We start from the raw sequence: 13,183 nt of genomic DNA, 5'->3' as shown, positions 1-13,183 counted from the left end.
ATTGGAGTTGGCCGCGATGTCATGGCATGCTCCCTTCAAATAAAGGTGCGGCGTGATCGCACCGGCAAATGGGAGGGGAGCCGATGCGCTTGACGGCGGCATTGGGCGCGTTGTGCGCCGTTTCATTTGTAACATTCAGCGCCTCCAGCGCCTCCAGCGCCTCCATCGCCGCCGAGATGCGCGGCATCACCGCCACCGAGATCAGGATCGGCCAGACCATGCCCTATAGCGGGCCGGTCTCCGCCTTCGGTGCGCTCGGCAAGGGCGAGGTCGGCTATTTCAAGATGCTCAACGACAAGGGCGGCATCAACGGCCGCAAGGTCAATCTGATTTCGCTCGACGACAGTTACGCGCCGCCGAAATCGGTCGAGCAAACGCGACGGCTGGTGGAGAGCGACGAGGTCGCGCTGATCTTCTCCTCGATCGGCACCGCGCATAACACGGCGATCGCGAAATATCTCCAGAGCAAGAACGTGCCGCAGCTCTTCATCGGCTCCGGCGCCTCCAAATTCGCCAACATCGCGCAATATCCGCAGGCGACGATGGGCGTGCAGGCGCCGTTCCGCTATGAGGCGCGGCTCTATGCGCGCTATGCGCTCGCCAGGAATCCGAACGCGAAATTCGCCGTGATCTCGCAGAACGACGATTACGGCCGCGACTATCTCGCGGGCCTCAAGGACGTGCTGGCCGAGAAATACGATGCCGTGGTCACCAATGCCACCTACGAGATCCAGGACCCGACCATCGATTCCCAGATCGTGAAATTGAAGGCCTCGGGCGCCGACGTGTTCGTGATCGCGGCGACACCGAAATTCGCAGCGCAGGCGATCCGAAAATCATTCGAGATCGGCTGGCGGCCGATGACCTTCCTGTCCAACGTCGCGGTGTGGATCTCGACCGTGATGGAGCCTGCCGGCGTGGAAGCCGGCACCGGCATTCTCTCCACCGCTTATGTGAAGGACCCCGACGATCCCGCCTGGAAGGACGATCCCGGCGTGAAGGCCTGGCGCGAGTTCATGACGAAATATGTGCCGGAGGCCGACCAGCACGACACCAATTACGTCAACTCCTACAACAGCGCGATGGCGCTCGAGGCGGTGCTGAAGGCCTGCGGCGACGATCTATCGACCGAGAACATCCTGAAGCAGGCCTACGCGATCCACGATCTCGAGCTGCCGATGCTGCTGCCCGGCATCAGGATCAACACCAGCGCGGCCGACCATGTCCCCGTCGACCAGATGCAGTTCATGCGCTTCAACGGCAAGACCTGGGAGCGCTTTGGCGAGCTGCAGACGGGAAATTGAGGGCGCCGCTTTTGCTGTTGTAGCCCGGATTTCGCTCCGCGCCATCCGGCCCTGGCCCGCCAGATCACGAAGAGGGCATCACGGCGGGGCCAAAATGCCTCTTGTTGACCATGATTTGGGGCGTACATTCGCCCCATCTGGGCAATGGCAGGGCAGTTGCAATGGCGGCTCAGTCTCACAAGACCGCAGAAGAGCAGTATGAGGAGCAAGTTCGCATCCTCATCCGCATCGTCTCAGCCTCCACTTTGGGGCTTCTCGCTTTCGCCGTGGGCCTGCTGATCGGGACCTTTCTGTTTTCGTAATCGAAGACGAATGGCATCAACAACGCTCGGCATGGATCCTATCCGCGGTGACCTGGCCCATCGCCTCAGGAGGCGAGACGAAGCCAGACGTCCTTGCTCGCCAGCGTGCCGTCCGGCGTGGCGATCTCCAGGTCCACGACATGCAGGGAGCCGGGCTGGTCGCCGTAGATATATTTCAGGTGCCATATCAGCCCCAGCTCGGGCGTGATGACGAAGTCATCCAATCCATCGGTGATCGCCCGAACGGCCTCACGGTGCGTCAGGGGCGCCGAAAACATCGCGTCGATCAGATTGGCCAGGCTCATGCCTTCGACCAGCATCATTCGGGCGATGTCGTCACCGTGGACGTGACGGAGCGCTGATATGATGACAGCGATGGCGTCCGGGTTCTTCATGACACGGTCTACTTCGAGGCCCTTTTCGCCGCCCCGATCCGGCTGCATTGAACTGCGTCAGGAACGAAGAGACAAGACTGCTTGCCAGGTCTCGCGACGTGCCGGCGAGCCCCACAGAGCGAATTGTAGACCGGGAATTGAGGGCCTGTCCCCGTAACCCGGATGGAGCGCCGTGCTTGATCCTGGCGGACGTATCAATCTTTGAGGTCCTGCCCACTAAGCGTTGGCGAACGATGGACGATGTGCGAGCCAATAGTCGATCTGCCAATTTTCGTAGCCGAGCAATTCGCCAAAGCGCCGTTCGCGCCCGTCGGACCAAGCTCCGGGTTCGTCGAGCAGCTTAAGCATGGCGTCAATTCGCCACTCGTGACCTGGCAAGACGTAAAACAGCCTGCGGCACTCGAGACGCGGAAGATCAGGACACGTGTCAATCAGTTCGCGTTTTATCAGGTGGCCCACAGCAACGTGCCTGTCGAACATCCGCCAATATCGAATACAAGTCTCCGGCTCACGACCAACGAAATCCATGAAATAGGCGAGAGGCTTGGTACCCCTCAGCATTAAGCCGAGTTCTCTATTGGTGTGAACCAAATAGGGCAGTTGGCGAAGCCATTCGGAGTGCATTTTGGGCATGTTGATCACGCCGTTCTCACTTCAGCGGCGCGGTGTCCTGATCGTCCCGCACATGCACCACCGCGATCTCATCACCATGGACCCGCTTCCAGCCCCTGATGTGATCCAGCATCTGGGCTGCCGGTGAATCCGGCGTCAGCAGCGTCGCGTCGATCCTGTTGTCGTCGAGCATGCGCAGGAGGCCGGAGACGTCGCGGCCGTCTTCGGCGGCAAAATAGTCCATCAGGAATTTTTCGCCGTAGAGCTCCGATCGTCCGTCGACGAAAGGCCTGAGGTCGCGGACGATCAGGTAGCCGCCGAAACCATAGGAGTTGAAGATGCGCGCGGCCTTGCGCTCGATCAGCACATCGACGGCCGCGACCGGCGTCTGTGCCGTGGAGAATTCGAAGGTGTGACGGCCTGCAAAGGTCGCGGTTATGCTTGCGGTCGCGAGCACGATGGTCACCGCGGCCAGCGCCGCCGGGGCGCCGGGGGCCATCCGCAGGCTGCGCGGTGCATCCGGGACAGCCCTGAACCAGCCGCCGAGCGGCTGCGCCAGCACCAGGGGCACCAGCACGCCAAAGGTCTCGATGCTGCGGACATGCGCCAGCGCCATCCAGGTGGTGCCGAGGATCAGCAGCACGCGCGGCGGCGACAGCGCCAGCCCGCGCGTGAGCGCGAGACCGAGCAGGCCGAGCAGCGCGCCCGCGAACGGGCTGAAGGTGCCAAAATCGGCCGGGCGCCATTCGGCGATGACGGAGAAGGACTTTCCGAGGCTGAGAATGCGCGCTGCACCGAGCAGCGTGTCCAGGCCATAGGGCGTGCAGCAGCTCGCCGCCAGCGCGCCGAACCCGAACGCGGCCCACCACATCGCGAGCGCCAGGCGGCGTGCCGGCGCGGCTCGCCAGAGCGCTTCGAGCCCGATTGCGCCGGCCAAGGCGAGGCCGAGCACGAAGCCGCCGTGAAGATTGGCCCACAGCGTCATCAACGGCAGCAGCAGGAAGGATGGTGCGCGGCCGCGGTCGGCCGCCGCCATCAGGCCTCCGGCCCAGGCAACCATGACCGGCAGCGCCAGCACGTGCGGGCGGGCCAGCAGATGCGGCGCGGCCAGCGTCATCGCCAGCAGGCAGAACACCAGCGCATAGGGCAGGTCGAGATGCCGTTGCAGGAAGGTCAGCAGCAATGCCATTGCCAGCGCGATCGCAGCCGCGGTCAGCACGACCGGCCCGGCCCATCCCCAATGGGCATAGGCCGTCGCGAACAGGACCTGCGACAGCCAGGAGGTCGAGAGCCAGACATCGCCCTGGTGCGTCAGCGAATAGAAATCGGTCCAGGGCACGGCGCGATGATCCAGGATCCACGCGCCGACCTTGATCTGCCAGAGCGTGTCGGGATCGTGCAGCAGGCTGTCGCCGCTCACCAGCAGCAGCAGGAAGGTCGCGGCCGCGACGCACAGCGGTGCCAGATTGCGCTGGGCGCGCGCGATCGGAACGCTGGCCGCGATGCTCATGGCTTGGCTGGCACGGCCGCATCGGGCGCGCCATCCCGCACATGGATCACGGCGATGTTGTCGGCATAGAGCCGCTTCCAGCCCTTGATATGATCGAGCACCTGCGCGGCCGGCATGTCGGCGCCCATCAGCGTGGCGTCGATCTTGTACTCTTCCAGCAGCCGCGTCAGGTTATCGAGCTTCTTGACCTCGACCGCCTTGAAGAAGTCCATCACGAACTTCTCGCCATAGAGCTCGGCGCGGCCGTCGACGAAGACCGGGATGTCGCGTGAGATCAGATAGCCGCCGAACTGGTAGGCGTTGAAGATGCGTTGCGCCTTGCGCTGCTGCAGCAGGTCGACGGCGGCGACCGGCGTCTGGTCCATCGTGAAGGTGAAGCGGTGATGCGACATGTAGATCGAGGTCGTGGTCCAGGCCGCGGCCGCGATCATCAGCGCGCCGGTGATGGTGACGTAGCGCGCGGCCCAGCTCTCGCCGGCCTGCGCGTCAGCTTGCGGCAGCGGCGATGTCTCGCCGAGCGGCTTGGCCAGCACCAGCGGCACCAGGAAGGCAAAGGCCTCGATGCTCCTGACATGGGTGAGCCCCATCCAGGTGAACAGCAGGATCAGCAGGATGCGCGGCGGCGACAGCGTCATGCCACGGAACAGGCCGATCGCGATCAGGCCGAGGATCGCGGCTTCGAAGGCGGAGAACGAGGCGAAATTCGCCGGCATCCATTCCGAGATGACCGACAGCAGCTCGCCGAGATTGAGGATGTTGGTCGCGCCCAGCAGCGTGCGCCAGCCATAGGGTGTGACGCAGGCGGCCGCCATCGCGGCGACGCCGAACAGGAACCAGCGTGCGAGCAGCCGGACCTGCTTGCCGGAATCGAGTGTCCAGATCGCCTCGATCGCCATCGGGCCGATCAGCGCGAGGCCGAGCACGAAGCCGCCATGCAGGTTCGCCCACAGCGACATCAGCGGCAGCCAGACCCAGGACGGCGTGACCTTGCGGTCGGCCGCATTCATGAGAATGCCGACCCACGCGATCATCACCGGCAGTGCCAGCATATGCGGCCGCGCCAGGATATGGTGCAGCGACAGCAGCACGGCCAGCATCGCGAACAAGACCGCGCGCGGAATTTCGAGATGCGCCTCGAGCAGGTAGACGAAAACGGCAGCCGATGCCGCGATCGCGAGCGCGGTGAGGATCACGGGCCCGGCCCAGTCCCATTGTGTGTAGGAGATGGCGAACAGGATCTGCGACAGCCAGGACGTCGAGATCCAGGGCTCGCCGGGGCGCGTGAACGAATAGAAGTCGGTATAGGGCAGGGCGTGGTGATCGAGGATCCACTGCCCGATCTTGATCTGCCAGAACGAGTCGGAGTCCTGAAGCAGGGTGTCGCCGATATAGAGAAAGAACAGGTACGCGCCCGCGCCGACGCATAGCGGCACCAGCGCGCGCGCGCGGCTCTGCACTGCAATGCTGTTGGTGAAGGATAGGGACATGCCGCCTCGTCTTGTTCTTGGTCCTGTTGGCCGAGCGGCGGCATTTGACCATGGCGGTCATAACTTCCCGTAAATCGGCGGAGCTACCTCGCTTCATGACGGTGCAATTTAACCGATTGTTTTAGATTTCGGTTTACCATCGGCGAATACATACAAACGGTTCCGCATTTACGCAGTCGAATTAACTGCGGCGCAAGTCTTTGCCCTTACGTTGAGTTCCATGGTCGGGCGGCGCTGGGAAGCCGAAAAGACCAGACCAGTTGAAGCCACGTGTATCCTTTGGAGCAGTCTATGAAGAACCTCGTTTCGCGTTTCGTGAAGGACGAATCCGGCGCCACCGCCATCGAATACGGCCTGATCGCCGCCGGCATCGCGCTGGCGATCATCACCGTCGTCAACAACCTCGGCACCACGCTGAACGCCAAGTTCGGCTCGATCTCGTCCAGCCTCAAGTAAGCTAGACGATCAACGGAATAGCGAAGAGCCCCGTCATCGACGGGGCTCTTTTGCTTTGTCCGGAGCATCGGGGCATTCGACGATCACGCTTAAGCCTCCTTCAAGTCCCGCGGGTGTATGGCTTGGACGCATCCGCGTCACCGTATTGCGCGTTAAAGGAAGCCGCATGGCCGAAGCTTCGTCCGCCCCGCCTGCCGTTGCTCGTCACGGCACGCTCCCTGCGACGCTCCTCAACATCTCCTTCGTGCTGGCGATCGTCACGCTGGCGTATTTCCCGACGGCCTATCTCACCCATGTGTGGATCTTCGGCGCGGACGGACGCGGCATCCCGACGGACTTCGTCAATGTCTGGGCGGCCGGAAAACTGGCGCTGGAGGGCCACCCCGCGCTGGCCTGGGATTGGGACATCCAGAAGCAGGTCGAGCTTGCTCTGCTCAAGCAGGATTTCGTCGGCCATTTCGCCTGGCACTATCCGCCGCCCTTCCTGTTCGTCGCATCTTTTCTCGCGCAGTTTCCCTATGCGGTGGCTTTCATCGGCTGGGCCGCGTTCAGCCTGGTGCCTTATCTCGCCGTGATGCGCGCGATCATCGGGCGCAATGCGGGCCTGGTGCTTGCGATTGGATTTCCCGCCACCTTCATCAACATCCTGGTCGGGCAGAACGGTTTCCTCACGGCGTCCCTGATCGGCGGCATGCTCTATCTGCTGCCGACGCGACCGGTGCTGGCTGGAATCTGCCTCGGCCTTCTGAGCTACAAGCCTCAATATGGACTGCTGTTTCCGCTGGTGCTGATCGCTGCCGCCGAATGGACGGTGCTTTTCACCGCCGCCATCGTCACCGTGACGATCGCAGGAGCGTCCTGGTTCGCATTCGGGACCGAAAGCTGGCAGGCCTTCTTCCACTGGATTCCGATGTTCTCGCAGGCCTTCCTGACCGAAGGCAGGGCCCCCTGGTTCAAGATGCAGAGCATCTTCGCGTTCGTGCGCTATGTCGGCGGCACCGAGCAGCTCGGATGGATCTTCCAGTGGGTGTTGACGGCAGCGGTTGCGGTCGTGCTGGTCGTGATGTGGCGGAGCAGAGTGCCTTACGCGCTGAAGGCGGCGATGCTCGCGGCCGCAACGCTGCTCACGACGCCCTATCTCTTCATGTATGACCTAGTCGTGCTGGGCATCGCGGTGGCCTTCCTCATCCGCGCCGGCCTCGAGGAAGGTTTCGCGCGCCACGAGGTGATGGCCCTGGCGCTCGTCTTCGCGCTGCTCGCGACCTTCCTGTTTCTCGGCCAGCCGGTGGGCTTCCCGGCGATCCTCATCGTCTTCGCCCTGATCCTCGGCCGTTGCGCAGCCTGGCGCGCTGCCGAGGCTGCATCGATGCAGCTCGCCGCAACACGAACGAATTGAGAAACGCGACCAGGTTCTGATCGAGCTCCGGTGTGGGACGCTAGGGCGTGTAGTCGTAAAAGCTCGCCGTCAGCGCGTCGATGTCTGCTTCGCCGTCGACAGCGGTGGAATAGCGGACATCCCTCGGTCGCCGCTACGGGCCAATTCCGGACATGACGTTAGGGTGTTTTTCACCGTATGCTGTCACTCAGGATATTGGAATTTCTCGATGTGGATACTCGTGAGCGCCAGCTTAGGCAGCTTAGTTGTTGGTTTCGGCCTATTCGCTTTGCTGTTTAGGCCGAGAAGGAGATGGGCTTGGGGATACCTGCTCGCCTTGCTGAGCAATCTTCCCTTGATCGTCCTGGCCTGTTTACTTGTTACTGCGCACGAGACGACTACGGCGGTCGTCGCGCTAGCTTTACTTGGTATGGGCGTGGCCGGATTTGGCGTTGGGTCGGTTGCGGGAATGATTACCGTGACTGTACTGGGGAGCCCGAGGTCATGCGATCCTCCGCAGGGAGATAGCGCCTGATTTCTGCTTCGGGTCACAAGCAGCGGTCATGGCTAGCATGGCCCCGCCTCCGATCTGCCGCCAATAGCCGACATGACAACCGGCCTCAACTTTGTTCGGCGCAGCTAACCTGCTCGCTCATCCCGTCAATTGGCACGCAGTGTCACGATCCGAGGCTGGATGTTGGATAGGTTTTCCGCTTGGCCATCGGGCAGCCGATTGCCGTTATGAGCACACGTCCTATCGCGCGGCCTGCTCAACGAGCGGGCAGCTTTCGAGCGTCGTGCCGGGGCGGGCGCCCTCGATGGTGGCACAGGGCCTGGTGGGATCGATGGCAAGCGCGTAGCGATCCAGCAGCGCGCTGCGGTCCGGTTCGCCGCGCATGTGCAATTCGCGGAGACCGCCGGGCAGCGGAGCCTTCAATCCGGCGCGGATGCGCTGGTCGAAGATGCCGCCGGGAACGATGGGCACACCGATATCGGCGAGCAGGTAGAAGCGCGACTGCGGCGGAAGCTGCGGCGCGATATAGGCGAGCGGCTTGCCGAGGATGAAGTAGGTCGCGGGCTGATCGAGCGCGTCGGCGATCTTCGGCCGGTAGACGTCCGACCAGGGGCGGTGCCACCAGTCCGCCGGCTGCGACCACAATGCGATCCCGGCTGCAACCGTCAACATCAGCGCGTTCGGCGGAACGGGGAACGCCGTGCGCAATGTCGGCCCCGCGCTCGCAGCGAGGCGCGCGAGCAGCACAACGATGATCGGGCCGCACAATAGTTCCAGAACCACCGCATAGCGCTGGATCGAGAACAGGCTGAGCCACGCCAGGTACGAGACTGCGAACAGCACCACCAGCTGCACATCACGCCGCGTGAGGATCGCGCTGACGCGCGTCATGCGCACAACGAGGCCGAGCACGAGCAGGATCGCCACGACCGCGAAACGCGCGTCGCGGAATGGATGCTCCGCGCCTCGGTGGTCGCCCATCAGCCAATAGAACGGATAGGCCAGCGCGTCGAACACGCTGTGCGGCATGAACTGCGCGTCCATCAGATTGATCGTCGCCACCTCGCCTGACTGGAAGACGGCATTGAACAGCGGGAAGATCGGATTGCCGGTGTCGCGCCAGGCGATCAGGCACCATTCGCCGCCGGTGAGTGCCGCGCCGACGATCCCGCCGAGTCCGAGCAGGACCGTCGCGCGAAGCGGCCGCGCGGCGGCGAGCAGTGCTGCGGCTGCGCCTATCGCGTAGACCACATTGGTGAGCTTCAGCCCGACCGCGGCGCCGATCAGGAGCCCGGCGAGCAGATAGCGGGCTACGGGCCGGTGATCCGCCACCAGGATCAGCAGGAAACCGCCGATCACGGGCAATGCCAGCAGCACGTCGGAAAAGCTCGTGCCCACTTCCGAGAGCGTCATCGGACCTGTGGCCGCGATGACGACCGCCGCCGCGATCGCTGCGAAGGTCGCGGCTTGTCCCAGTACCAGGCGTGCAAACAGGCAGATCAGCGCGAGGTTGAGGCCGTGAATTGCGCCGATGATCATCAGCCCATACGGCGACGGCAGATAGTGGCGGAGGTAATAGACCGGAAAATAGACGACCGGATTGAAGTAGGCTTGAAACCCCGGCGGGACCGCATCGACGCCATAGCGGCCGTTGAGCACGGCCCAGACATTGTATTCGTGGTAGTTCTGCCAATCCCAGTTGACGTCCTGGCCCATCGCGAAGGTGTAGAGCGCGCCTGCCAGCATCGAGCAGACGACGATGGCGATGGGTGCAAGCGCGTGTCCGCGCAGGTTCGTCATCCCTGATCGCCGCAGGCCTCCGGCCGCCGGCACGGACATGGCCTCTCGCAAGTCAGCGGTGGTTGTCGCGCGTTGCAGCATCAAAGCGCCGGCTGATGGGCGCAGCCTCTTTCGAAAACGGGGCGCGACGCAGAAGATACGCTGGTGGAACGCATTGCCGAATTCCGATTGATACGCGTAGGACTATGGCCGGCCAGTTAAGGTTGCATGAATCCGTGCGGGAATATTGCTGCCTTGCGCGCAAAGGTCGCGCACGGTCGAGCAATGGTGCTGCCATCCGGCAGACGCAGCAGAATGCCGCCGCCGTCGCCCGAAACATTCGAGATTCGGATATGCCGAATCGCAGCCTAAGCGGGTGGAGCGATGAAAACCGGCATCACGCATTTGCTTCTTGTCATCCCCCCTGAATAGTTGTTCAGTCTTTGCGGGGCGATTTGCATCTAGTGCAGTGACGAAGCGTTCGGCCGCGGGCGTGCGGCAGGCGTGTGGGACAGGAAGCGCGCCATGGTTTATCGGCGAACGCATCAAGTGGTTAAGCGCCTTGCGGCTCGGCGCAGCGCCATCCTGGCGGCGGCAAGGGAAGCCGCAGCCGAAGGCGGCATGGCGGCGGTGCAGATCGCACCGGTCGCGGTCCGGGCCAACGTGGCGGCCGGCACCGTCTATCGCTACTTCCCCTCCAAGGCCGAGCTGATTTCCGAATTGATCTCCGAGGTCTCCCGCGACGAGCTCGCGGCGATCCGGCGCGCGGCCGATGCCGCGCCTGGCCCGTCCTCCGCCCTGGCGGCGGCCGTGACCACGGTGGCCGTCCATACGCTGTCGCAGCGCCGGCTGGCCTGGGGCATTTTGGCCGAGCCTGTCGATGTCGATGTCAGTGCCTCACGCCTTGCCAGCCGTCGCGAGATTGCCGGCGAGATCGCCGCCCGGATCGACGCCGCCGTACGCGCCGGCCATCTGCCGGCGCAGGACACCGCGTTGGCCGCGACCGCGCTGCTGGGTGCGCTGCACGAAGCGCTGGTCGGTCCGCTCGCACCCGACAATCTCGAAGATCCCGTGAAGATGCGCGACGCTGTTCAGACCGTGACGCTGCTCGCGCTGCGCGCCGTCGGCGTCATGGACGCCCGCGCCCGCGGTCTGGTGGTGCAGCAGACGCTGCTGCCGACGACCAAGGCGCTGGTCGGGGCCTGACGCGATGGCGGCCTCGAGCTGATCGCGCTCAGGCCGTTGCCTGAGCCCGTCTTTTCGCAAAACCCGCGCAGAGCGGCCGGACCGGCCGGCTACTGTGCATGGGGTTGTTTTCGCGTTTTTTGTTGGCGGCCTGCCTGCCGCCTCACATCTGCGCTTCGCCCTCGGGACCGACCGAGGCGATGCGCACCATGTTGGTGGTGCCGGGAATGCCGAGCGGCACGCCGGCGACGATGATCACGCGCTGGCCGGCGCGGACGAAACCATCGCGGAAGGCGATCTGGCCGGCGCGGCTCACCATATCGTCCTGGTCGCGCGCATCTTCCGCCACCACGCAATGCACGCCCCACACAACGGCGAGCCGGCGTCCGGCCTGGATGTTCGGCGTGATCGCCACGACCGGCGGCTTCGGCCGCTCGCGCGCAACGCGCACGGCGGTCGAGCCAGAGCTGGTCCAGCAGATCAACGCGGGCAGGTCGAGCGTCTCGGCGATCTGCCGCGCGGCGTCGGCAATGGCGTCGCCGGCGGTGGATTCCGGCGCGGGGCGCTGGGCCGTGATCACGGACCGGTAGGTCGGGTCGCGCTCGACCTCCTCGCCGATGCGGTTCATGGTCGAGACCGCTTCGACCGGGAATTTGCCGGCCGCCGATTCCGCCGACAGCATGATGGCGTCGGCACCCTCGTAGACGGCGGTGGCGACGTCGGAGACTTCGGCGCGGGTCGGTACCGGTGACTGGATCATCGATTCCAGCATCTGGGTCGCGATCACCACCGGCTTGCCGGCGCGGCGCGCCATGCGCGTCATCTGCTTCTGCAGGCTCGGCACGCGCTCCAGCGGCAGCTCGACGCCGAGATCGCCGCGCGCCACCATCAGCGCGTCGGAGGCCTCGATGATGTCGGCGAGGCGATCGATCGCCTGCGGCTTCTCGATCTTGGCCATCACCGCGGCGCGGCCGCGGATCATCTTCTTGGCCTCGATCACGTCGTCGGCGCGCTGTACGAAGGAGAGCGCAATCCAGTCGACGCCGGTGACCAGCGCGGCCTCGAGGTCGGCGCGGTCCTTCGGCGTCATCGCCGAGACCGGCAGGTCCGTATCCGGCAGGCTGACGCCCTTGCGGTCGGACATCTTGCCGCCGACCACGACGCGCGTCACCGCGTGCTCCTTCGAGGTTTCCTCCGCGATCAGCCGCACCTTGCCGTCATCGAGCAGCAGGGCATGGCCGGGCCGCAGCGCAGCGAGGATCTCCGGATGCGGAAGATTGACGCGCGTGGCGTCGCCCGGGGTCTTGTCGGAATCGAGCGTGAAGGTCTGGCCGTTCTGGAGCTGGACCGAACCTTCGGCGAAGGCGCCGAGCCGGAGCTTCGGGCCTTGCAGGTCGACCAGGATGCCGATCGGGCGGCCGTAGCTCGACTCGACATTGCGGATCGTCGCCACCAGCTCCCGCATCTTGTCATGCGGGGTGTGGCTCATGTTGATGCGGAACACGTCGGCGCCGGCCTCGAACAGGCGGCGGATCATCGCGAGATCCGAAGAGGCAGGTCCGAGGGTCGCGAGAATCTTGATACGGCGAAGACGCCTCATGGCTTATTTCCAGACGGTGGCGAGGGAGCTGGCGGAAGGCCAGGCGCGGCGGGGGGCGTACCACCGGGCGGGCTATTGGGCAAACCCGGAACGCCGCCACCGGGGCCAACAGGGCCGGGCATCCCGGGGACGCGTTGCTGGGAAGGCTGCTCGTTGGCGTCGGTGAGCTGGACCGTCCAGGCCCGCTGCTCGCCGGTATCGACCTCGAAATAGCCGGTCCGGTCATAGCCGCGCGCCAGGCAGTCCTCGGTGCCGCGGATGGTGAATTCCTTGTCGCGCGAGCACATGAAGGCCTGCCCCGACCATTCACCGCCACGGTCATAGTCGATCGCGTAGATGTAATAGTAACGGGCGACCAGCGTTCCCCGCAGCAGCGTCTCGCAGGAGCGGGACGAGATGTTCCACCAGCCCTCGGTGGTCCAGCCGTCGGCGTCCTTGTAGCCAAGCGCGATGCCGACCCGGCTCGATGTGTTGTTGCAAAGCCGGAAATCGGCCGCGGCCGGGCTGGCCCAGATGCACAACAGGCCAACCACCAGCACCGGGACCAACCGGGCGAGCAGGCGAAGGGGGGCGGGGAGAGATTCGGCGATCATTGTCGCGGAAGCTATATCAGATCATTGACGATTTGGCGTAGGGGCGGGCGGAACCAGCCTCGGGGGCCGTT

Annotated in this window: 11 protein-coding genes; 4 read left to right on the top strand and 7 right to left on the bottom strand. The window is 64.4% G+C overall.

What is annotated here, in order from left to right; genetic code table 11:
• Positions 1-83 precede the first annotated feature (83 nt).
• Positions 84-1,304: an ABC transporter substrate-binding protein gene (locus tag NLM31_RS35375; protein ID WP_254195240.1), complete on the top strand. Its 1,221-nt coding sequence runs from the start codon at positions 84-86 to the stop codon at positions 1,302-1,304.
• 367 nt (positions 1,305-1,671) lie between these two features.
• Here the strand turns inward: NLM31_RS35375 and NLM31_RS35370 are convergent, their stop codons facing one another.
• From NLM31_RS35370 to NLM31_RS35355, 4 genes are all read right to left on the bottom strand, one after another.
• Complete coding sequence (locus NLM31_RS35370) at positions 1,672-2,001, bottom strand: hypothetical protein (protein ID WP_254195239.1); 330 nt, start codon at positions 1,999-2,001, stop codon at positions 1,672-1,674.
• Positions 2,002-2,217: 216 nt separating this feature from the next.
• The gene (locus NLM31_RS35365) at positions 2,218-2,634 is read right to left on the bottom strand and encodes a hypothetical protein (RefSeq protein WP_254196324.1); all 417 of its coding nucleotides are present in this window, start codon (positions 2,632-2,634) and stop codon (positions 2,218-2,220) included.
• Positions 2,635-2,650: 16 nt separating this feature from the next.
• Positions 2,651-4,123, bottom strand: a complete 1,473-nt coding sequence (locus NLM31_RS35360; protein WP_254195238.1) for a hypothetical protein — start codon at positions 4,121-4,123, stop codon at positions 2,651-2,653.
• A complete protein-coding gene (locus NLM31_RS35355) occupies positions 4,120-5,610 on the bottom strand; it encodes a hypothetical protein (protein WP_254195237.1) in 1,491 nt (496 codons plus the stop codon). Before NLM31_RS35355 ends, NLM31_RS35360 begins: the two co-directional genes overlap by 4 nt.
• Before the next feature lie 291 nt (positions 5,611-5,901).
• On the opposite strand from NLM31_RS35355, the gene NLM31_RS35350 reads away from it, so the two are divergent.
• Both NLM31_RS35350 and NLM31_RS35345 read left to right on the top strand, forming a co-directional pair.
• Complete coding sequence (locus tag NLM31_RS35350) at positions 5,902-6,066, top strand: Flp family type IVb pilin (protein ID WP_045002731.1); 165 nt, start codon at positions 5,902-5,904, stop codon at positions 6,064-6,066.
• A gap of 166 nt (positions 6,067-6,232) precedes the next feature.
• The gene (locus NLM31_RS35345) at positions 6,233-7,462 is read left to right on the top strand and encodes a glycosyltransferase family 87 protein (protein WP_254195236.1); all 1,230 of its coding nucleotides are present in this window, start codon (positions 6,233-6,235) and stop codon (positions 7,460-7,462) included.
• A 733-nt stretch (positions 7,463-8,195) separates the two neighbouring features.
• Here the strand turns inward: NLM31_RS35345 and NLM31_RS35340 are convergent.
• Positions 8,196-9,755, bottom strand: coding sequence for a glycosyltransferase 87 family protein (locus NLM31_RS35340; protein WP_254195235.1), 1,560 nt, complete (start codon positions 9,753-9,755; stop codon positions 8,196-8,198).
• Positions 9,756-10,259: 504 nt separating this feature from the next.
• Here NLM31_RS35340 and NLM31_RS35335 point away from each other — a divergent pair.
• Positions 10,260-10,940, top strand: a complete 681-nt coding sequence (locus NLM31_RS35335; RefSeq protein ID WP_200469738.1) for a TetR/AcrR family transcriptional regulator — start codon at positions 10,260-10,262, stop codon at positions 10,938-10,940.
• A 142-nt stretch (positions 10,941-11,082) separates the two neighbouring features.
• Here NLM31_RS35335 and pyk read toward each other — a convergent pair whose 3' ends face one another.
• Positions 11,083-12,519 (bottom strand): pyruvate kinase, encoded by a 1,437-nt coding sequence (gene pyk / locus NLM31_RS35330; RefSeq protein ID WP_254133872.1) that lies wholly within the window; start codon positions 12,517-12,519, stop codon positions 11,083-11,085.
• Complete coding sequence (locus NLM31_RS35325; protein ID WP_254133871.1) at positions 12,516-13,112, bottom strand: DUF1036 domain-containing protein; 597 nt, start codon at positions 13,110-13,112, stop codon at positions 12,516-12,518. Before NLM31_RS35325 ends, pyk begins: the two co-directional genes overlap by 4 nt.
• Between the last annotated feature and the right edge of the window lie 71 nt (positions 13,113-13,183).

Source organism: Bradyrhizobium sp. CCGUVB4N, from assembly GCF_024199945.1.
Lineage (GTDB): Bacteria > Pseudomonadota > Alphaproteobacteria > Rhizobiales > Xanthobacteraceae > Bradyrhizobium.
Note: the sequence above shows the minus strand (reverse complement) of the source record. Positions and strands in the feature narration are given on the sequence as shown.